This window comes from Streptomyces antimicrobicus (assembly GCF_020532625.1).
GTDB lineage: Bacteria > Actinomycetota > Actinomycetes > Streptomycetales > Streptomycetaceae > Streptomyces > Streptomyces antimicrobicus.
In genome coordinates, this window is the sequence record NZ_JAJAUY010000063.1 from 13,845 (window position 1) to 33,534 (window position 19,690).

17 protein-coding genes are annotated in these 19,690 nt (G+C 72.7%); 8 read left to right on the top strand and 9 right to left on the bottom strand.

Features of this window, described 5'->3' with window-relative positions:
- The first annotated feature begins 575 nt into the window (after window positions 1–575).
- Window positions 576–1,403 (top strand): isocitrate lyase/PEP mutase family protein, encoded by an 828-nt coding sequence (locus tag LG632_RS17145; RefSeq protein ID WP_226728188.1) that lies wholly within the window; start codon window positions 576–578, stop codon window positions 1,401–1,403.
- 169 nt (window positions 1,404–1,572) lie between these two features.
- On the top strand, window positions 1,573–2,559 hold the full coding sequence (locus LG632_RS17150; RefSeq protein WP_374203500.1) for an EamA family transporter: 987 nt from the start codon (window positions 1,573–1,575) through the stop codon (window positions 2,557–2,559).
- 102 nt (window positions 2,560–2,661) lie between these two features.
- On the opposite strand, the gene LG632_RS17155 is transcribed toward LG632_RS17150, so the two are convergent.
- The 4 genes from LG632_RS17155 to LG632_RS17170 all read right to left on the bottom strand — a co-directional run bounded on the left by LG632_RS17155 (window position 2,662) and on the right by LG632_RS17170 (window position 6,638).
- Window positions 2,662–3,456, bottom strand: coding sequence for a trypsin-like serine peptidase (locus LG632_RS17155; RefSeq protein WP_226728189.1), 795 nt, complete (start codon window positions 3,454–3,456; stop codon window positions 2,662–2,664).
- Window positions 3,453–4,457, bottom strand: a complete 1,005-nt coding sequence (locus tag LG632_RS17160) for an alpha/beta hydrolase (protein ID WP_264201918.1) — start codon at window positions 4,455–4,457, stop codon at window positions 3,453–3,455. Before LG632_RS17160 ends, LG632_RS17155 begins: the two co-directional genes overlap by 4 nt.
- 357 nt (window positions 4,458–4,814) lie before the next feature.
- Window positions 4,815–6,068, bottom strand: a complete 1,254-nt coding sequence (locus LG632_RS17165; protein WP_308108600.1) for an alpha/beta hydrolase — start codon at window positions 6,066–6,068, stop codon at window positions 4,815–4,817.
- Between the two features lie 132 nt (window positions 6,069–6,200).
- A complete protein-coding gene (locus LG632_RS17170) occupies window positions 6,201–6,638 on the bottom strand; it encodes a MarR family winged helix-turn-helix transcriptional regulator (protein ID WP_226728190.1) in 438 nt (145 codons plus the stop codon).
- 154 nt (window positions 6,639–6,792) lie between these two features.
- Between LG632_RS17170 and LG632_RS17175 the strand changes: the two genes are divergently transcribed.
- Window positions 6,793–7,833 (top strand): SMP-30/gluconolactonase/LRE family protein, encoded by a 1,041-nt coding sequence (locus tag LG632_RS17175; RefSeq protein ID WP_226728191.1) that lies wholly within the window; start codon window positions 6,793–6,795, stop codon window positions 7,831–7,833.
- 40 nt (window positions 7,834–7,873) lie between these two features.
- Here the strand turns inward: LG632_RS17175 and LG632_RS17180 are convergent, their stop codons facing one another.
- The 3 genes from LG632_RS17180 to ychF form a co-directional block, all read right to left on the bottom strand.
- Entirely contained in the window at window positions 7,874–8,254 is a 381-nt protein-coding gene (locus tag LG632_RS17180) for a WhiB family transcriptional regulator (protein WP_226728192.1), read from the bottom strand.
- A 334-nt stretch (window positions 8,255–8,588) separates the two neighbouring features.
- Window positions 8,589–10,559 carry a hypothetical protein gene (locus LG632_RS17185; RefSeq protein WP_226728193.1) on the bottom strand — a complete coding sequence of 657 codons (1,971 nt, stop codon included), beginning with the start codon at window positions 10,557–10,559 and terminating at the stop codon, window positions 8,589–8,591.
- 549 nt (window positions 10,560–11,108) lie between these two features.
- A complete protein-coding gene (gene ychF / locus LG632_RS17190; protein ID WP_226728194.1) occupies window positions 11,109–12,197 on the bottom strand; it encodes a redox-regulated ATPase YchF in 1,089 nt (362 codons plus the stop codon).
- 109 nt (window positions 12,198–12,306) lie between these two features.
- Between ychF and LG632_RS17195 the strand changes: the two genes are divergently transcribed.
- Window positions 12,307–12,915: a DUF6542 domain-containing protein gene (locus LG632_RS17195; RefSeq protein ID WP_226728195.1), complete on the top strand. Its 609-nt coding sequence runs from the start codon at window positions 12,307–12,309 to the stop codon at window positions 12,913–12,915.
- Between the two features lie 152 nt (window positions 12,916–13,067).
- Here the strand turns inward: LG632_RS17195 and ppgK are convergent, their stop codons facing one another.
- Together ppgK and LG632_RS17205 are read right to left on the bottom strand one after the other, a co-directional pair.
- Complete coding sequence (gene ppgK, locus LG632_RS17200) at window positions 13,068–13,820, bottom strand: polyphosphate--glucose phosphotransferase (protein WP_226728196.1); 753 nt, start codon at window positions 13,818–13,820, stop codon at window positions 13,068–13,070.
- Between the two features lie 22 nt (window positions 13,821–13,842).
- The gene (locus tag LG632_RS17205; RefSeq protein WP_226728197.1) at window positions 13,843–14,835 is read right to left on the bottom strand and encodes a 4-hydroxy-3-methylbut-2-enyl diphosphate reductase; all 993 of its coding nucleotides are present in this window, start codon (window positions 14,833–14,835) and stop codon (window positions 13,843–13,845) included.
- Between the two features lie 107 nt (window positions 14,836–14,942).
- On the opposite strand from LG632_RS17205, the gene LG632_RS17210 reads away from it, so the two are divergent.
- The 4 genes from LG632_RS17210 to LG632_RS17225 all read left to right on the top strand — a co-directional run bounded on the left by LG632_RS17210 (window position 14,943) and on the right by LG632_RS17225 (window position 19,545).
- Window positions 14,943–16,358, top strand: coding sequence for an APC family permease (locus LG632_RS17210; protein ID WP_226728198.1), 1,416 nt, complete (start codon window positions 14,943–14,945; stop codon window positions 16,356–16,358).
- Between the two features lie 880 nt (window positions 16,359–17,238).
- Window positions 17,239–18,450 (top strand): exodeoxyribonuclease VII large subunit, encoded by a 1,212-nt coding sequence (gene xseA, locus LG632_RS17215; RefSeq protein ID WP_226728199.1) that lies wholly within the window; start codon window positions 17,239–17,241, stop codon window positions 18,448–18,450.
- A 60-nt stretch (window positions 18,451–18,510) separates the two neighbouring features.
- Window positions 18,511–18,753 (top strand): exodeoxyribonuclease VII small subunit, encoded by a 243-nt coding sequence (locus LG632_RS17220; RefSeq protein WP_226728200.1) that lies wholly within the window; start codon window positions 18,511–18,513, stop codon window positions 18,751–18,753.
- Between the two features lie 204 nt (window positions 18,754–18,957).
- The gene (locus LG632_RS17225; protein ID WP_226728201.1) at window positions 18,958–19,545 is read left to right on the top strand and encodes a malonic semialdehyde reductase; all 588 of its coding nucleotides are present in this window, start codon (window positions 18,958–18,960) and stop codon (window positions 19,543–19,545) included.
- Window positions 19,546–19,690 lie beyond the last annotated feature (145 nt).

Consider the following 19,690-nt stretch of genomic DNA (forward strand, 5'->3'; position numbering starts at 1 on the left):
CGGGCCACCGCCTCCAAGAGGTTGACCCACCCCGTCGGCTCCCGACAAGGCCCCGGCGGGCCCGTAACAACCACGCCATGCTCCGGCCACGCCGGGGTAAAGATCGGCCACGGGCCGACCCCGGCGACTGCCTACCCGTTCCGGCCAAACCGCTCGGTTCGAGCGCCCCTCGACCGGGGGCCCGGGCACCCGGCGGCCGCCCCCTGGAGCCGAGCCCGCGGGGGGTGCCGGGGCGGAACCGCGGAGTCCGGCCGGGAGCGGGGTGGGACGATTTCGCGCCATGGGGCGGCTGGGGCGGGGGAAGTCGGGGGCGGGGCGGCCCACTTGTGAAGTTTTCGTGTGCGCGGGCGGGGGCGGACCCCGAGAGGGGTCCGTACGGCAGGGCGGGCCGGGGTGGAGCGGGGGGGTCCGTACGGCAGGGCCGGGGAGGGGATCCGTACGGCAGGGCCGGGGAGGGGGTTCGTACGGCAGAGCCGGGGGTCCGTACGGCATCGACGCGGCGGACATGGTTCTGGTTTGCGCAGACGGCGGAAAACTGCCAGACCTCGCCGGGCCGGGTCTGGTGGACTTCGGGTATGACGACCACCAACCTTGAGACCGCCGCCGAGCGCGCGCAGTGGTTCGCCGCCCTGCACACGCCCGCCGCCCCGCTCGCCCTCGCCAACGCCTGGGACGTCGCCAGCGCCCGGCTCGTCGAGGCGGCCGGCGCGCCCGCCGTCGCCACGACCAGTGCCGGGGTCGCCTGGTCCCTCGGCTCCCGCGATGGCAACGCCCTCGCCCGCGACCGCGCCGTGGACCTCGTCGCCCGGGTCGCCGACGCCGTGCGGGTCCCGGTGAGCGCCGACATCGAGAGCGGCTTCGGCGCGGACCCGGCGGGGGTCGCCGAGACCGTCTCCGCCGTGATCGCCGCCGGCGCGGTCGGCATCAACATCGAGGACGGCTCGCGGGAACCGGCCGAGCACGTGGAGCGGCTCGCGGCGGCCCGCGCCGCCGCCGACGCCGCCGGCGTGCCGCTGTACGTCAACGCCCGGATCGACACCTACCTGTTCGGCCTCGGCGAGCCCGGCGCCCCCCGCCTGGCCGAGACCCTCTCGCGCGCCGCCGCCTACCTGGAGGCCGGGGCCAGCGGCATCTTCGTGCCCGGCGTGCACGAGCCGGAGGTCGTCGCCGAACTCGCCCGCGGCATCGACGCCCCGCTGAACATCCTGGTCGGCCCGGGCGCCCCCGGCGTCGCCAAGCTCGGGGCCCTGGGCGTGGCCCGCGTCAGCCTCGGCTCCTGGGTGGCCGAGGCGGCGTACGCGGTGGTCCGCCGGGCCACCGAGGAACTGCTCACCAAGGGCACGTACGACGCGGTCGCCGACTCCCTCACGTACGGGGACCTGAACTCCCTCTTCGGCAACTGAGCCCGGGCCGGCCGCGGCCGGGCGGGACGGGGCCGGGCGGGACGGGCGGGCCTGGGCCGGGTGGCGGGTGGGCCGGGGCCGGGTGGCGGGTGGGCCGGGGCCGGGTGCCTCGGCCCACCTGGCGGAACCCAGGTGCCTGTAGAGGCCAACGAACCGTAGGATCCGGCCCGTGCGCAGTGCGAGACCCGCGAAGGGTTCCTCCGGTTCCTCCGGTTCCTCCGGTCCCCCCGGTCGGTCCCGCCGCTCCGGTCCGGCCGACGGCTCCGGCCGGGCGGTGACGGGGGCGGCCTGGGCGGCGCTGGGCATCGTGTACGTCGTGTGGGGGTCGACGTACCTCGGCATTCGGGTCGCCGTCGAGACGATGCCGCCGTTCCTGTCGGCCGGCGCCCGGTTCGTCACCGCCGGGCTGCTGCTGACCGGGCTCGTCGCCTGGCGGCAGGGCCCCGCGGCGCTGCGCCTGACCGGGGCCCAGCTCCGCTCGACGGTGGTCGTCGGCCTGCTGCTCATCCTCGGCGGCAACGGCCTGGTCGTGCTCGCCGAGACCGCCGTGCCGTCCGGCCTGGCCGCGCTGCTGATCGCCGCCGTGCCGATGTGGGTGGTGCTGCTGCGCACGGCCACCGGGGACCGGCCACCGCTGCGCACCCTGGGCGGTGTTCTGCTGGGGCTGGTGGGGCTCATGGTGCTGACGAGCCCCGGCCTGAGCGGGGACGTGCAGTTGTGGGGCGTGCTGCTCGTGCTCGCCGCGTCCGCACTGTGGTCGGTGGGGTCCTTCGCATCCTCGAAGCTGCCGATGCCGGCCGACCCGTTCACGGCGAGCGCGTACGAGATGCTCGTCGGCGGCGTCGCCGGCCTCCTGGTGGGCCTCGGGCGCGGCGAGCACCACGGCCTGGACCTCGCCGCCGTCTCCACCCGCTCCTGGGTGGCCCTCGGCTACCTGATCGTCTTCGGCTCGCTCGTGGCGTTCACGGCGTACGCGTGGCTGCTCCAGCGGGCGCCGCTGTCGCTCACGGCGACGTACGCCTACGTGAACCCGGTCGTGGCCGTCGTGCTGGGCGCGCTGATCCTGGACGAGGCGCTGACCTGGCCGATCCTGACCGGGGGCGCGGTCGTGGTGGCGGCGGTGGGGGTCATCGTGTCGACCGAGCGGCGGCGGTAGCCGGGGCGGTCCCCGGCCCCGGCCCGGCTCCGGCTCCGGCCCGCCGCGGCCTCGCCCGGCTCCGGCTCCGGCTCCGGGGCGGCGAAACGATTCGGCGCCGCCTCAGCCCCGCGCGGCCCGTTCGTACAGCTTCTTCGCGTCCGCGTCGAAGAGCGCGGCCGTGGAGTCCACGTCCGTGTCCCCGCCGCTGAGCACCCCGATCAGCTTCCCGGCCCGGCCGGGGCCTCGGTCGGCGATCCAGGGGCTGCCGCTGGTGCCCGTCCAGAAGCCCGCGCAACTGATGTAGAGCATGTCGGGGTCGTCCTCGTCGTGACCGGTCCGGGTGCTGCACGAGACCGGCTTGTTCTCCGGGTTGTGGTCGGAGTCCGGGTAGCCGACCACGGTCACCTCCCGCTCGTACTCCGAGGCCCAGTCCGGCGCCGGTGCCTGGTCGCGGCCGACCACGTCCTGCACGCTGCGGCCGTTCTTGTCGGGCTCGACGGTGAGGAAGGCGTAGTCGGCGGTGTCCTCGCCCCACTTCGTCCACCGCTCGTCCACGTGGATGGAGCGGACCTTCCAACGGCCCAGCGGCTGCCGCCCCGAACCCCCGCCGGAGAAGGCCGGGGCGAAGGAGAGCTCGCCGATGGCGAGGCCGTCGTGGGCGACCTCGCCGGGTTCGCCGCCGGCGCCCTCGGGGGCCACGCAGTGCGCGGCGGTGGCGACGACGTTCCCCTTGGGGCTGTCCACCACACTCGCCGTGCACCAGTGCTCCCCGTTGGCCATCAGGACGCCCACGGCCGGGAAGGGGGAGGTCACCGCGAGCGGCTCGTCGTCCGCGGTCCTCAGGAACGCGACCGCGGCCAGCGCCGCGATCCCGGCGGCGGCCGCCGCCGACGCTCCCTTGACCGCCGGTCTCACCGTGCGCCGGGGTCGGGGGTCGGCGGCAGCAGTACCTTGCTGATCCACTCCAGCGAGCCCTCCCTCATTCCGCGTACGTACGACTTTCCGTTGTGCTCCCCATCCTGGATCACCTGGAGCCGGGTGTGCACGGGGCCCCGGGTGTAGTCCCGCATGAACTTCTCGGCCTTGTCGCGGCCGGACTCGGCGGTGCCGATCTGGAAATTGATCCAGACGTCCGGGCCGCCGGCGGCGATGAGCTTCTCGGCCAGCTTCTCCGGGTTGTTCTCGTCCATGGCCCGCGTGTTCCCCTTCCACAGCGGGGAGTCGGGCACGATGTCGACCCCGCTGGCGATCACCGCCTTGAAGCGGTCGGGGTGCTTGAGGACGTGCTTGAGCGCACCGAAGCCGCCGGAGGACGACCCCATGAAGGCCCAGCCGTCACGGGAGGAGAAGGTGCGGAAGTTGGCGCGGACAAAATCCGGCACGTCCTCGGCCATCCAGGTGCCCATCCTGGGCTGACCGGGGATGTCGGAGCCGTCGAAGTGGTGCTTGGTGTCGGCGTTGATCACCGGCATGACGAGGACGAACGGCAGGCTCCGGCCCGCCTTCGCGCCGTCGGTCACGGCCTGCTGGAGGCCGAGGCCGGGGCCGGTCCCCCAGTAGTTGGTGGGGTAGCCGCGGCCGCCCGGCAGCGAGATCAGGACCGGGAACGCGCTGCGCTCGTACCGCTTGTCGTAGTACTCCTTCGGCGCCCACACCCATACGTCGCCGGTGAAGCCCGACTTCGCGCCCTTGAGGGTGGTGCGGGCGACCTGGGTGCCGTCCGGCAGCCGGCTGGTCCGGACGAACTCCGCCCGCGGCCCGGTGGGCATCAGGACCCCGGGCCGCGACTCGGCCGCGCCCGCGGCGGCCTCCTTCACGTGGCCGAAGGAGGCGGGGTCCCCTATGTCGGAGAACACCCCGAGCTTGTACGCCCCGGCGGTGGCCGCGAGGACGAACGCGACCGCGCCGGCGATCAGGAGCGTACGGCGGCTGCGGCGGCGCGGTCGGCGGCCGGTCCCGGGGTCGGTGTCGGGGTCGGTGCCGGCGCGGGGGCCGGTACCGGTGCCGGTGCCGGTGTCGGCACCGGTACCGATGCCGGTCTCGACCCCGGACCCGGTACCGATGCCGGTCTCGGCTCCGGATCCGGCCTCGGCCGCGGACCCGGCCGCGGACCCGGCCGCGGACCGTCCGGCGGTCTTGGAGTTGCGCTGTTCCAGCTGGTCGTGCTGCACCACGAATCGTCCCGTTCTGATGGGTCCCCCTTGCACCCTTTACAGAGGGGTGAACGAGTCGACGGGTTGCCTCGGACCGGTGAGATGTACCCGATGCGCCGCTCACCCCGCGGCGGGCTTGGGTCCCTTCATGATCTTGCTGACGGCCTGCAGGCCCTGCTCCTTCATGCCGCGGACGTAGTCCCAGCCGTTGTGGTCGCCGCCCTTGATCTCGTAGACGTCGATCTTGATGGGCCCCTTGCCGTGGTCGCGCTGGAACTTCTCCAGCCGGTCCCGGCCGCCCTCCTTCGTCCCGTACTGGAAGTTCACGTAGACCTCCGGGCCCTTGGCCGTGATCAGCTTCTGCGCGAGCTTGCCGGGGTCGTTGGCGTCCATCTCGGCCTTGAAGCCCTTCCACAGCGGGGAGTCCGGGGCCGTCTCGCCGCCGTTGGCGATCACCGCGCGGAACTTGTCCGGGTGCTGCATCAGCTGCTTGAGGCCGACGAACGCGCCGGAGGAGTTGCCCATGAAGGCCCAGCCGTCGCGGGACTTCCAGGTGCGGAAGTTGGCGCGGGCGAGCTCGGGGACGTCCTCGGCCATCCAGGTGCCCATCTTGGGCTGGTTGGGGATGTCGGAGCCGTCGTAGTAGTACTTGTTGTCCGGGTTGAGCACCGGCATGACCAGGATGAACGGCAGGCTGGTGCCCTTGCCGACGCCCTCCGCGACCGCCTTCTGCAGGCCGAGGCTGCGGTCGGCCCAGTAGTTGGTGGGGTGGCCGTTGCCGCCGGGGAGCGCGATCAGCACCGGGAAGCCGCTCTTGGCGTACTTCGGGTCGTCGTACTCCTTGGGCGTCCAGACCCACACGTCGCCCTCGAAGCCGGACTTGGCTCCCTTGAGGCGGGTCTTGGATATTCGGGTGCCGTCGTCGAGCTTGCTGGTCTGCTTGAACTCCGCGGCCGGGCCGGTCGGCATGGACAGGTCGGGGTCACCGCTGGGCTTGGCCGCGCCGGTGCCGGGGGTGCCGCTTCCCTTCGCGTCCGCGGGCGGCTTGCCGTAGCTCACGGTCTCGCCGTTGCCGTCGAACCAGTCCGTCTTGAAGTACGCCCAGCCACCGCCACCGGCGAGCAGCGCCACGACGAGGCCCGCGCTGATCCAGATCTTCTTGCGCGACTTGCGGGGCGGGGCCGGCGGCTCGTCGTCGTGGTACGGGGGCCCGGGCGGCGGCGGGCTCTGCGGCGGCAGGCCCTGGTAGCCGGGCATCTCCTGCGTGGCCTGGGCCGCGTACTGGGGCTGAGGGCGGTACGGCCGCGGCGGCTGCGGCGGCTGTCCCCCGTACGGCTGGTCATCGGGCCGCGGGCGCTGCGGGTACTGGTGCACGGACTTCGCTCCGAACGGTCATGACTGCCCTCGGCGGACAGACGGACAGAGAGTGGCTTGGGTATCCCTTTACCCGAGATGCGTGAACGCGGCTTCCGGGTTTCACCTCCGCGACAAAAGATGAGATGCGTCTCACCGCTGGGCGTCGAGCACCTCGGCCGCCCGCCCGAGCAGCGAGACCAGCAGCTCGCGCTCCTCGTCGCCGAACGCCGCCGCGAGCGCCCGCTCCACCCGTACGGCCGCGGCGTCGGCGATCTCCATCACGGCCCGCCCCTCGACGGTCAGCCGGGTCTCCAGGACGTTGCGGTGCCACTCGTGGGGGCTGCGCTCGATCAGGCCGCGTTCCTGGAGGTTCTTCAGCACGGTGTTCATGGTCGGCGGCGTCACCCCGCACAGCCGCGCGAGCGCGGCGGCCGAGATCCCGGGCTTCTCGGCGAGCCAGAGCAGGGCGGCGTACTGCGCGACGGTCACCCCGGCCGGCTTGAGCGCGGCGTTCTTGGCCGCGACCAGGGCCTGCTCGGCGCGCTTGATGTGCGAGCCGATGCGCTCGTCGGGGGGCATGGAGGTCATCCCCGCATCCTAAAACCCTTGCGAGGATTAGAGCTCTAACATAACTTCGACCTCGCACTACTGATCGCTATCTAACAACGCCGGCAACTGCGTGAGTGCAGGCACCGGGGGACGAGGAAGCAAGCACATGAAGCGGCACAGGAAGGCGCATGCGATGGGACACACGAAGGGGCACGCGAAGGGGCACGCGAAGGGGCACCTGACGGGACCCGCAGGCGGCGCGAAGGCCCTGAGGACGGTGGCGGGGACGGCCCTGGCGGTGACGGCGCTGGCGGCGGGGACGCTCGCGGCCGCGGCCCCGGCCGGGGCCGCGACGCAGGGCGGCCGCGTCGCGACGGCGTTCGTCCTGCCGGGCGCGAAGGTCTACCCCGAGGGCATCGCCCAGGACGCCCGCACCGGTGACGTGTACGTGGGCTCGTACGCGGACGGCACCGTCTACCGCGCCCGACCCGGCCGGGCCACGGCGGAGGTCTTCCTGCCGGCCGGCACCGACGGCCGCGACACGGCGAACGGGCTGCGCGTCGACGCGCACGGACGGCTGTGGGTGACGGACTCGACCACGGGCGTCGCGGTCTACGACCCCCGCAGCCGCACCCGGCTGGCCCACTTCGAGGTGCCGGGCTCCGCCCCGTTCTTCGTCAACGACCTCACGATCACCCCGGACGGCACGGCCTACCTCACGGACAGCCTGCGCGGCACGATCCACCGCGTGACGCCCGCCCAGCTGGCGCAGGGCTCAGGCGCCCTGGAGCCGGCGTACACCCTGCCCGTCGCCCCGGGCGCGATCGGCCTGAACGGCATCGTCTCCGACCCGGCCGGCCGCTGGCTGCTCGCGGTCGACATGACGGCGGGCGTCCTGCACCGCGTGGACCTGCGCACGGGCGCCCGCAGCGAGGTCACGCTCCACGGCGGCGACCTGAAGCACGCCGACGGCCTGCACCTCTCCCCCGACGGCACCCTCCGGGTGGCGCACAACACCACCAACACCCTGACCCGCTGGCGCCTGACCGACGACGCCACCCACGCCCACCTGACCCGCACCCTGACGGACCCGAACCTCCAGATCCCCACCACCCTCACCCACACCCGGGGCCGCACCCTGGTGGTCCGCTCCCAGTTCGACAAGGGCGGCCCCATGACCCCGTCCACCGGCACCCCGACCACCTTCACCGTCGCGACGATCCGGGGCCTGTGACGCAGGGGGCCGGTCGCCCACGGCCTCAGTGGCCGGGTGGTCAGCGCAGATACCGCTGTACGGTTCGACGGGAGCAGCCCAACAGCTCGGCGACGTCGTTGATCAGCCAACCGTCGTCAACCAGCCTCCTGGCGGTGCGGACGCGGTCCGACAGGGCCTCGTCGCGAGGAAGAGGCAGCAAGGCGGCGATGGCGTCCCGGTCTTCCGGTCCGAAGCCGCCGTACCATCCCGATCTCGCCTGAGGATCCTCGGCTCGCAGCGCGACCGCGAGGCAGTCCAGGCGCACCCCGCAGCGGGCGCAGCCGGCCAATGTCTCCGGCTGCGGCCTCTGCCGGTCGGACGGGTGGTAGAGGTCGACGTCCGAGCCCCGGCATGCGGCTCCGGAGAAGTCGGAGGTACTGCTCGTCTCGATCAGAGCCACAAGTTCTCGCTCACGACCATGAAGGAATTGCAAGACGTGCTTCACCCAAGCGTTGAGCTCACGGCCGTATCAGGCCACGAGTGATCGACAAAGGTGGGCGGGATATCCCCGGCACACCCACTTGACGCCTTTCGGGCCCTGCCCGACGTGGCTGCAAGCGGCATCGAAAGACCCGCTACCCCCGAGACGTGCCGACCTGGAAGCAGTGGCTCGCAGATTCGGCGTTGCCGCCCTCGACCGTGGGGAGGTGGGGTTCGCGGATCGTCCGTGTCGCGTCAGGATCGACTCCACGGTGGGTGGCGTCCGTGCTTCGGACGGCACCCACCGGGCTTCGCTAATCGTCTGCGAAGTCTTCCTCGAAGGCGTCGTCCCCGAAATCGTCGTCCGAGTCGTTTGATTCGTCGGGATGCGGACCGTGTCGCCTGATACTGAGCTGCTGCCAGAGCGGAAGTTTGAACAAGACGTCCTGCAAGACATTCCGCCATGCTTCACAGTCGCCCTTGTCGGCCCCGAGTGAGTCGATCACTCGGGTGCCGTCGTCCGACTTGACGCCTTCCACCGCCTTGACGGCGGCCTCCAACTCCTGAACGGCCACGGCAAGGCCGTGCAGCGCATTACCGAGGAGTTCGGCCGGGTTCTGCGGAGCCGGAGTCAGGGACGGGCCGACGCCGGCTGGGGGAAAGGTGCGCCGGAGATCCGAGTCGCTGACCAGAACATCCCGCCCATTCGGGTTTCGGACGATCTGCCCGGACTCGTCGACCTTACGGGCCCTACGTCCACCGGAGAAGTCGTGCAGGGTCTGCGCCAACTGGTGCACCCCGTGGGCCGAGCCTCGCATGCGGTCGATCACCTCACCGGGGTGGCGGCGGTCGGGTTGGTCGTTGTCCGACGTACCTCGGTCGGCGGCGATCTGGCCGTTGATCACGAGCGGATAGGCACAGCGCGCCGCCAGTTCGCGGGTGGCCGGACCGGGCTCACCTTCTTGCACCTCGCCCAGAGCCGCTGCGGCGAGCTCGTCCGCCGTGCGAAACGTCGCCTGCCAGTCCTTGGCCAGCTCCCCGGAGAACGCCGACTTCAGATACTTCCGCATCCGTTCGCGCTTGCGGCCGTCCTCTTCGGTGACGGAGCGCATGACCAGGGACGACGCAACGTCGAGGAGCAGTTTCGTCGTGATGTTCTTGCGTGTGCTCTGGCTGGTGATGGCGACCCTGACCGCCGAGTGGACAGCTTGGTCGCGTTCGGAGAACAGCCGGACGATCGCGGCCGCCCGCGTGGTGGGGTCGGCACTGAAACCCGCCGCCCGCGCCTGTTCCGGCGTGAGCGCCCCGCGAAGCCAGTCCGCCCTCGCCTTGGTGATGAGTCGCTGCCGTTCGATCTCGTCCACCACCGCGTCGGCAAGGGCCTCGTTCTCAGCAGCCTCTCCCCACGGCTTGGGGTAGTCCACGTGACGCAGAGCCACCAGCGACTTCACCGCGACACCGAAGTCGGCCGTGGTCCCGTTGTTCGGCTCGAACCCGACCAGGAGGAGGGCGGGCAACTTCTCGCAGCGGAGCATGACGGCCAGCTCGGGATCGATCTGTTCCGGGTCCTCCGCCTCGGACACCGCTTCGTTGAGCTTGCGGATGTGGGACCGAAGTTTGGCCACGTCCTGGACGTACGGCACGTCGGCCGACCGGATACCGAGCAAGTCGTGGACGGAGGTCACACGACTGGATCCTTCGGCAGTGACGGGAACGGTCACATCAGACGTGTCGTCCTGGTGCTGGAACGTCGTGGCGGCGAGCCAGACTTCCGTCATCACGCCCTGGTTACGAATCGAATCACGCCAGTCGTTGTGATCGAGCACGTACTCCTTGGCCTGTTGGGCCGCCCAGGCTAGGTGCTCCTGATTGGCGAGCTTCTGAAGGAGCTCGGGCCGGCCGTCCGGCGCCGCCGTCGATTCGGCCAACGGGCGAAAACGCGTGCTCTCCCCCTTACCGATCATGTCGGACACGGAGTGCCGACGAGACGGCCCGGTGCGTGGGTTCTGTGGGTCGGGAACGATGCGCCGGGCCCATACCTCCGTCCGGATCGCCAGGATGAGGCCGCCCGGCACGGGCAGGCGCTCGGGTGCTTCCGCGGCTTGGCGGGCGGCGGAAGGATCCACTGCCGCCTGGGCGAGGGCGAGCGCGGCGGGCTCCCTCATCTTGAAACGCTCGACGAGCTTGTCCGCGAGCTTTTGGGTTGCGGCCGTCAACGCAGGCTTCGGCAGTAACTGAACCGGGCGGGGAAGTACCGTCTCACCCGCTGTGAGCGGTAATGCCATGGGTGGTCTCCGATCTCTCTCGCTGTCCGAAGGCAGGAATGTCCGGACCTTCTGATCCGGTTCGAGGAGATCGGTCCCGCTGTTTTCCCCGCTCTCCCCCTCGGCTCGCCCTGGCACTGGCCTGGTGTGTCCGAGGCGGCATCAGTCCGCTCACGTCACTCGCCCAAGGCGTACCGGTGCACATCACCGGCGTTGCCGCCCATCGCACATGGCGTGGTGGCGAGTCGAGGCAGGACCGCTGTCGCTGGCGAGACCCTACCAAGAGGGGTGACACGCCCTCAGGCCCCTTTGAGCGCAGCAGGTTTGGTGCGATGCACCCTTCAAACGGAATCTTGTGCGTGCTGCACACCGACGCCCAGCGGGGAGCGCCTTCCGCATACTCCAGCCACTCCGATCCGGCTCACGACACAGTGCTCCGCCGTTCTCCTGGGTGCGGCGCAGGCGGGCCGCACCAGGGCAGAAGGCGGAGGCAGCGACCGAGTGCAGCGCAGACGCGAAGGGGCCGGCTCCCGGAGGAGTCGGCCCCTTCTTGGGTGGCTCGCGCCTGGGTCAGACGTTGAAACGGAATTCGACGACGTCGCCGTCCTGCATCACGTAGTCCTTGCCCTCCATGCGGGCCTTGCCCGCCGCGCGGGCCTCGGTCACCGAGCCGCAGGCGATGAGGTCGGCGAAGTGGATGACCTCGGCCTTGATGAAGCCCTTCTGGAAGTCCGTGTGGATCACGCCGGCCGCCTCGGGGGCCGTGGCGCCCTTCTTGATGGTCCAGGCACGGGCTTCCTTCGGGCCGGCCGTCAGGTACGTCTGCAGGCCCAGGGTGTCGAAGCCGACGCGGGCCAGGGTGGCGAGGCCCGGCTCCTCGGCGCCGACCGACTGCAGGAGCTCCATGGCGTCGGCCTCGTCGAGCTCGGCGAGGTCGGCCTCCAGCTTGGCGTTCAGGAAGATCGCCTCGGCGGGGGCGACCAGGGCGCGCTGCTCGGCCTTGAAGGTCTCGTCCGTCAGCTCGTCCTCGTCGACGTTGAAGACGTAGAGGAAGGGCTTCGTGGTGAGCAGGTGCAGGTCGTGGAGGAGCTCGGCGTTCTCGGAGCCCTGGACGATGCCCTGGGAGAACAGGGTGTCGCCGCGCTCCAGGATCTCCTTGGCCGCCTCGACGGCCGCGACCTTGGGGGCCACGTCCTTCTTGATGCGGGCTTCCTTCGCCAGGCGCGGCAGGACCTTCTCGATGGTCTGGAGGTCGGCGAGGATCAGCTCGGTGTTGATCGTCTCGATGTCGTCCTTGGGCGAGACCTTGCCGTCGACGTGGACGACGTTCTCGTCCTTGAAGGCGCGGATGACCTGGCAGATCGCGTCGGACTCGCGGATGTTCGCGAGGAACTTGTTGCCCAGGCCCTCGCCCTCGCTCGCGCCGCGCACGATGCCGGCGATGTCGACGAAGTCGACCGTCGCGGGGAGGATGCGCTGGGAGCCGAAGACCTCGGCCAGCTTGGCCAGGCGGTCGTCCGGCACGCCGACGACGCCGACGTTCGGCTCGATCGTGGCGAACGGGTAGTTGGCCGCCAGCACGTCGTTCTTGGTCAGGGCGTTGAACAGGGTCGACTTGCCGACATTCGGCAGGCCGACGATTCCGATCGTGAGCGACACGTTGGCGACTTCCCGTAGCTGCTGGAGGGTACGGCCCGGGCATGGGCCGACAAACAGTTTACGCGTGTCCCACGGGGCTCCGAGGGGGTACGGCGCCTAGCCTCGTGCCGTGGAGCGATACACGACGCGGTCAGATCATCACCCTGCGCAGCGCCCGGCGAGTGGCGGCCCCGCGGGCACCGTGGTGCCCGGGCCACGCCCGGGGCCGCGCACCGGGCCCCGCGCCGGCCTGCGGACCGGCCCCCGCGCCGGCTCCCGCCCGCGCTCGCGCGCGGGGCTCCGCCCCGGGCCCCGTACCGGCCCGCACGCCCGCTCGGGCCGCCGGCTGCCGCGGCCGAAGCTGACCGGGCTCGGCGGGGGGCTGTTCGCCGTGGTGGCCATGGTGCTGGCGGCCGGGATCGACTGGCTGGTCTTCGACTCCTCCATGGTCGGCTACGGCGTGCTGTTCCTGCCCGCGGCGGCCGCGACCGCCCTGTGGGTGCGGCCGGCCGACCTGATCACCGCGCCCATCGCCGCGCCCATCGCCTTCGCCGTCGGCGCCTGGTTCATCGCCGAGGGCTCGGGCGGGTTCGGGGCGCGGCTGATGGGCCTCGTGACGGCGCTCAGCCTGAACGCGGGATGGCTCTACGCCGGGACGCTGGTCGCCGCGCTGATCGTGGTGGTCCGCAAGGCCGTGCTGGTGGGGCGCAGGCGGATGCCCCAGCGCCGTCTCGGCTGAGGCGGGGTCGAGGCCGGGGCCCGGGCACGGGCACAGGCACGGGCACAGGCACGGGCCCCGGCCCGTGCCGTAGCGCCGCCCGGGGCCGGGGCCGAGGCCCGCGCCCCGGACGCCGAGGCCCAGGGGTCAGGGGCCGGGGACTCCGCCCCCCCCTACCGCCCCGCCGCCCCGCCCCGCGCCGCCATCGCCGCGCCCACGGTCCCCGCGTTGTTCTGCAGCGCCGCCGGCACGATCTCCGCCCGGATGCCGTCCAGCAGCGGCAGGAAGCGGTCCGCCTTGCGGCTGACGCCGCCGCCGAGGATGAACAGGTCGGGCGAGAACAGCATCTCCACGTGCGCGAGGTAGCGCCGCAGCCGCTTGGCCCAGCGTTCCCAGCTGAGGTCGCCGTCCTCCTTGGCCTTGACCGAGGCCCGGGTCTCGGCGTCGTGGCCGTGCAGCTCCAGGTGGCCCAGCTCGGTGTTCGGCACCAGCCGGCCGTCCGTGAACAGGGCGCTGCCGATGCCCGTGCCGAGCGTGAGCACGAGGACCGTCCCCGCGCGGCCGCGGCCGGCCCCGTACGTCATCTCGGCGACGCCGGCGGCGTCCGCGTCGTTGAGGACGGTGACCGGGAGGCCGCCCAGCTCGCGCGAGAGCAGCGTGCACGCGTCCGTGCCGATCCAGGACTTGTCCATGTTCGCCGCCGACCGGATGACGCCGTCGGTCACCACGCCCGGGAAGGTGACCCCGACCGGGCCGTCCCACGCGAAGTTCCGGACGACCTCCGCGACGCACCCGGCCACCCCCTCGGGGGTGGCCGGGTGCGGTGTCAGTACTTTGTGGCGCTCCTGCGCCAGGTCGCCGCGCTCCAGATCCACCGGAGCGCCCTTGATGCCCGATCCACCGATGTCCACACCCATGATCTGCATGGGACATACGGTACGAAAGGACTTACTGGTCGGCGACCAGTTCGGCGGCCTCGGCCCGCAGGTCGCGGCGCAGCTCCTTGGGCAGCGAGAAGGTGATCGACTCCTCGGCCGTCTTGACCAGCTCCACGTCGGCGTAGCCGCGCGCGGCCAGCCACTCCAGGACCTCCTCGACCAGCACCTCCGGCACCGAGGCGCCCGAGGTCAGGCCGACGGTGGTGACGCCCTCCAGCCAGGCCTCGTCGATCTCGCTCGCGAAGTCGACCAGGTACGCGGCGCGCGCGCCGGCGTCCTTGGCGACCTCGACGAGGCGGATGGAGTTCGAGGAGTTCTTCGAACCGACGACGATGACCAGGTCCGAGTCGGCGCCCATCTTCTTGACGGCCGTCTGGCGGTTCTGGGTGGCGTAGCAGATGTCGTCGCTGGGCGGCGAGACGAGCAGCGGGAACTTCCCCTTCAGCGCGTCCACCGTCTCCATGGTCTCGTCCACCGAAAGGGTGGTCTGGGAGAGCCAGACGACCTTGGACTCGTCGCGGACCTGGACCTTCTCGACGTCCGCCGGGCCGTCGACGATCTGGATGTGGTCGGGGGCCTCGCCGGAGGTGCCGATGACCTCCTCGTGGCCCTCGTGGCCGATGAGGAGGATGTCGAAGTCCTCGTTCGCGTACCGGATCGCCTCCTTGTGCACCTTGGTGACCAGGGGGCAGGTGGCGTCGATGGTGGCGAGCTTGCCGCGGCGGGCCTCCTCGTGGACCGTCGGGGCGACGCCGTGCGCGGAGAACATCACGATGTTGCCCGGCGGCACCTCCTCGGTCCGCTCGACGAAGATCGCGCCCTTCTTCTCCAGGGTCTGGACGACGTACTTGTTGTGGACGATCTCGTGCCGGACGTAGACCGGGGCGCCGTACTGCTCGAGAGCCTTCTCGACGGCGATCACGGCCCTGTCGACACCCGCGCAGTAACCACGGGGGGCGGCGAGCAGGACACGGCGGGAAGCGGGAGCGGTCATGGGCTCCATCGTACGGGGGTCCCCAGCAGGCCGATCGTCGGCCGGTCGGCGCACACTTGATCGACATCGGTCGGTGTGCGAGCCGCACCGGCCCCCCTCACCTGCCGGGAGGATCGATGGCGCCGCCCGCTGCGGACACGGCCGTGGAGACGGATCCGGCCCGGGGGCCGGGCTCCGGGGCGCTGCGGCGGAGTCTGGGGTTCCGGGACCTGGTGGTCTACGGGCTGCTGTTCATCGCGCCGATGGCGCCGGTCGGCATCTTCGGCACGCTGGACGCGCGGTCGCACGGCGCGGTGGCGCTGGTGTACGTGGTCGCGACGGTCGCGATGGCCTGCACCGCCTTCTCCTACGCGCAGATGGTGCGGGTGGCACCGCAGGCCGGGTCCGTGTTCGCGTACGCGCGCAAGGGCCTGGGCGAGGGGGCGGGGCTGATCGCCGGGTGGATGGCGATGCTGGACTACCTGCTGATCCCGGCCGTGGCCTACCTCTTCTCCGGGATCGCGCTGAACGCGCTGGTGCCGGAGGTGGCCGCGTGGGTGTGGACGGCGCTGGCGGTGCTGGTCACCACGCTGCTGAACCTGTGGGGCGTACGGGCGGCGGCGCGGGTCGGCTTCGCCGTGCTGGCCCTGGAGATCGTGGTGCTGGTGGTGTTCGTGGTGTCCGCGGTGGTGGTGCTGGTACGTGACGGCGCCCAGCGGGGGTGGCTGTCGCCGCTCACCGGGGACGGATCGCCGGGATTCTCGGTGGCGGCGGTGCTCGGGGCGGTGTCGGTGGCGGTGCTGTCGTACCTGGGCTTCGACGCGATCGCCTCGTTCGCGGAGGAGGTGACCGGGGGGTCGCGGCGGGTGGCCCGGGCGGTGCTGTTCTGCCTGGCGCTGACCGGGGGGCTGTTCATCGTCCAGACGTACCTGGCGGCCCTGCTCGCGCCGATGACGGCCGCGGAGCTGGCGGCGGAGCCCGGGCGGCAGGGGGCGGCGTTCTACGACACCGTGGACGCGGCGGTGGGGCCGTGGCTGCACGACCTGGTGGCGGCCGGCAAGGCGGTCGGGGCGGCGTTCGCGGCGCTGGCCGGGCAGGCGGCGGCCGGGCGGCTGCTGTTCGCCATGGCCCGGGAGCGGAGGCTGCCGCGGGGACTGGCCCGGACGTCGGGCGGGACGCCGCGGGTGGCGCTGCTGGTGGCGGCGGGGGTGACGACGGTCGCGGCGGTGTGGGCCGCGCGGCGGGACGACGGGCTGGACCACCTGGTGTCGGTGGTGGACGTCGGGGCGCTGGTGGCGTTCACGATGCTGCACGCGTCGGTGGTGGGGTGGTTCGTGGTCCGCCGGGCGGGGGGCCCGCCCAGCTGGTGGCGGCACCTGGTCGTGCCGGTGCTGGGGGCCGGTGTGACCCTGGCGGTGATCGCCACGGCCTCGCGTGCGGCGCAGGTGGTGGGGGCGGTTTGGCTGGCCGCCGGCCTGATCGTGCTCGTGGCGCAGCGGCGGCGGGGCGTGCCTGTGGCGGGGCCGGGCCCCCGGGGCGGGGGCGGGGCCTAGGCCCCGCGGGGCTGCGGCCCGGGGCCTCCCCGGAGCCGGGGCCCGGCCCTTCCGGGCCTGGGCCGGGGCGCACCCTCGGGGCTACCGCCCCGGCCCTCCCCGAAGCCGGAGCCGGGCCGCCCCGGGCCCTCTCCGAAGCCTGGCTCAGGCCGCCCTGGGCCTGCCCGAAGCCCGGGCCGGGGCCGCGCACACCCTCGGGGCCACCGCCCCGGCCCCAGCCGGAGCCGGCGCCGGGGCCAGGGCGGGGCCCCGCGCAGCCTCGGGGCTACCACCCCGGCCCTCCCCGAAGCCGGAGCCGGGCCGCCCCGGGCCCTCCCCGAAGCCCGGACCACACCGGGCCCTGCCCGAAGCCCGGGCCGGGCCGCCCTGGGCCCTGCCCGAAGCCGGGCCGGGGCCGCGCACACCCTCGGGGCCACCGCCCCGGCCCCAGCCAGCGCCGCGCACCTCGGGGGCCACCGCCCCAGGCCCTCCTGGGACCGAGGCCACCACCCGGGCCGCCCCGGGCCCTCCCCCGAGCCGGGGCCAGGGCGGGGCCCCCGGGCGCGGCCGCTGGGGTCGGGGGCCGGGGCCGGGGGCTCCGGGTGGGGTGGCCGGGACTGCATGATTTATGGCGCTCCGGCGGATAAGACCGTTCAGGCGTGGGTTCGCCACAAATCACGCTTTACGTCCCGGCCATCCCCACCCTGCGCCCCCGGCCCCGGCCCCCGACCGGAAGGCTTCGACAGGTCGAGTCGTGTCCAGGGGCCAGCCATCCCCGACCCTCGCCGCGGCCCGACCGGAAGGCTTCGACAGGTCGAGTCGTGCCAGGGGCCCGGTCCGGAGGGCCGACACCTTCGGGTGGGCCAGGGGCGGTGTCGGCGGGGGACGTTAGCCTTCCTGCATGGGTCTGAATACGTCGGCCGAGGCGCCGCTGCCCGTCGGTCAGGTGTCCCGGCTCATCGGGGGCTGGATCGAGCGGCTCGGACAGGTGTGGGTCGAGGGGCAGATCACCCAGCTGTCGCGGCGGCCGGGCGCGGGGGTGGTCTTCCTGACCCTGCGCGACCCCTCGCACGACATCTCCGTCAGCGTCACCTGCTTCCGGCAGGTCTACGACGAGGTCGCCGACGCGGTGACCGAGGGCTCGCGGGTGGTGCTGCTGGCCAAGCCCGAGTGGTACGCGCCGCGCGGCCAGCTGAGTCTGCGGGCCACCGAGATACGGCCCGTCGGCATCGGCGAGCTGCTGGCCCGCCTGGAGCGGCTCAAGCGGGCCCTGGCCGCCGAGGGGCTGTTCGCCCTGGACCGCAAGAAGCCCCTGCCCTTCCTCCCCCAGAGGATCGGCCTGGTCGTCGGCCGCGCCTCCGCCGCCGAACGCGACGTCCTGGAGAACGCCCGCCGCCGCTGGCCCGCCGTCCGCTTCGAGGTGCGCAACGTCGCGGTCCAGGGCGTGCACGCCGTGCCCCAGGTGGTGCAGGCCGTCCGGGAGCTCGACGCGCTCGACGACGTGGACGTGATCATCGTGGCCCGCGGCGGCGGCAGCGTGGAGGACCTGCTGCCGTTCTCCGACGAGAAGCTGGTCCGGGCCGTCGCCGAGGCCCGCACGCCCGTCGTGTCGGCGATCGGGCACGAGCCGGACTCCCCCCTGCTCGACCTGGTCGCGGACCTGCGCGCCTCGACCCCCACCGACGCCGCCAAGAAGGTGGTACCGGACGTCGGCGAGGAGCTGGAGCGGGTGCGGCAGCTGCGCGACCGGGCCCTGCGCTCGGTACGGGGCCTGCTGGACCGGGAGGAGCGGGGCCTCGCCCACGCCCTGGCCCGTCCCGTCTTCGTCCATCCGCAGCGGATGGTGGAGACGCGGGAGGACGAGCTGGAGGCGCTGCTGGCGCGCAGCCGGCGCACGCTGGGCCACCTGCTGGACCGGGCCGACTCCGAGCTCGCGCACACCCTGGCCCGGGTGGTGGCCCTGTCCCCGGCGGCGACCCTGGAGCGGGGGTACGCCGTGCTGCAGCGCTCCGACGGGCATGTGGTGCGTTCGCCGGACGAGGTCGGGGACGAGGTGCTGCGGGCCCGGGTCGCCGAGGGCGAGTTCACCGTCCGGGTCGACTCCCTGCCCTAGCCGCCCCACCACCCCACACGACTTCACCACCCACCACACGACTTGCGAGGGTTTCGAGGAATGGCCGAGACGGATACGGCGCTGGGTTACGAGCAGGCGCGGGACGAGCTCATCGAGGTCGTCCGGCGGCTGGAGGCCGGCGGCACCTCGCTGGAGGAGTCCCTCGCGCTGTGGGAGCGCGGCGAGGAGCTGGCGAAGGTCTGCCGGCACTGGCTGGAAGGGGCCCGGGCCCGGCTGGACTCGGCGCTGGCCGCCCGGGAGTCCGCCGAGCGGGCCGCCGAGGGGTCGGACGACCAGGCGTGATGCCGGGGCGGTGCGAGCCGCCTCGGTGGCCGCCGGCTCCGCGGGTCGCCCTCCGCGGGGGCGCGGGCGGCGACGGCGCCGCCCGCCGCGCCACCGGTGTGAGGCCCGTCACCGGGACCCCGATTTAGTTGAATTTTCATCTAACCCGGGCGTACAGTCGTGCCGACGCACCACCCCGCACGCACTGTGGAAGAAGGCTTTCCGATGTCCCTCGTTCTCGACGCCGCCGCCCAGGACCTGCTGTTCCGCGAGGCCCGTACGGCCAACTCGTTCGCCGACGAGCCGGTGACCGACGAGCAGATCCAGGCCGTCTACGACCTCGTCAAGTACGGCCCGACCGCCTTCAACCAGACGCCGCTGCGCATCACCCTGGTCCGCTCCCCCGAGGCCCGCGAGCGCCTGGTCAAGCACATGGCCGAGGGCAACCAGGCCAAGACCGCCGCCGCCCCGCTCGTCGCGATCCTCTCCGCGGACAACGAGTTCCACGAGGAGCTGCCGACGCTCTTCCCGCACTTCCCGCAGGCCAAGGACGTCTTCTTCGCCGAGCGTCCGGTCCGCGAGCAGTCCGCGACGGTGAACGCCGCCCTCCAGGCCGCCTACTTCATCGTCGGCCTGCGCGCCGCCGGCCTGGCCGCCGGCCCGATGACCGGCCTGGACTTCGCCGGCGTGCAGAAGGAGTTCCTCGACGAGGACCACACCCCGCTGATGGTCGTCAACATCGGCAAGCCGGGCGAGACGGGCTTCCCGCGCTCCCCGCGCCTGGCGTACGACGACGTCGTCACCACCGTCTGAGCCCCCGGGCTCGTCGGGCCGACCGGCACCACACGCGCGAAGGCCGCCCACCCCTCCCCGGGGGGGGCGGCCTTCCGCCGTGCCGGGGCCGCGGGGCCCCGGCCGCCCCACCCCAAGAGATAACCAGCGCCCCCCCCCCCCGCCG

What these genes read in the sequence shown, in the direction of transcription:
- LG632_RS17210 (WP_226728198.1), top strand. Translation starts at nt 14,943, where the DNA reads ATGGCGCCGCCCGCTGCGGACACGGCCGTGGAGACGGATCCGGCCCGG.
- LG632_RS17145 (WP_226728188.1), top strand. Translation starts at nt 576, where the DNA reads ATGACGACCACCAACCTTGAGACCGCCGCCGAGCGCGCGCAGTGGTTC.
- LG632_RS17205 (WP_226728197.1), bottom strand. Translation starts at nt 14,835, where the DNA reads ATGGAGCCCATGACCGCTCCCGCTTCCCGCCGTGTCCTGCTCGCCGCC.
- xseA (WP_226728199.1), top strand. Translation starts at nt 17,239, where the DNA reads ATGGGTCTGAATACGTCGGCCGAGGCGCCGCTGCCCGTCGGTCAGGTG.
- LG632_RS17175 (WP_226728191.1), top strand. Translation starts at nt 6,793, where the DNA reads ATGGGACACACGAAGGGGCACGCGAAGGGGCACGCGAAGGGGCACCTG.
- LG632_RS17225 (WP_226728201.1), top strand. Translation starts at nt 18,958, where the DNA reads ATGTCCCTCGTTCTCGACGCCGCCGCCCAGGACCTGCTGTTCCGCGAG.
- LG632_RS17220 (WP_226728200.1), top strand. Translation starts at nt 18,511, where the DNA reads ATGGCCGAGACGGATACGGCGCTGGGTTACGAGCAGGCGCGGGACGAG.
- LG632_RS17170 (WP_226728190.1), bottom strand. Translation starts at nt 6,638, where the DNA reads ATGACCTCCATGCCCCCCGACGAGCGCATCGGCTCGCACATCAAGCGC.
- ppgK (WP_226728196.1), bottom strand. Translation starts at nt 13,820, where the DNA reads ATGCAGATCATGGGTGTGGACATCGGTGGATCGGGCATCAAGGGCGCT.
- LG632_RS17185 (WP_226728193.1), bottom strand. Translation starts at nt 10,559, where the DNA reads ATGGCATTACCGCTCACAGCGGGTGAGACGGTACTTCCCCGCCCGGTT.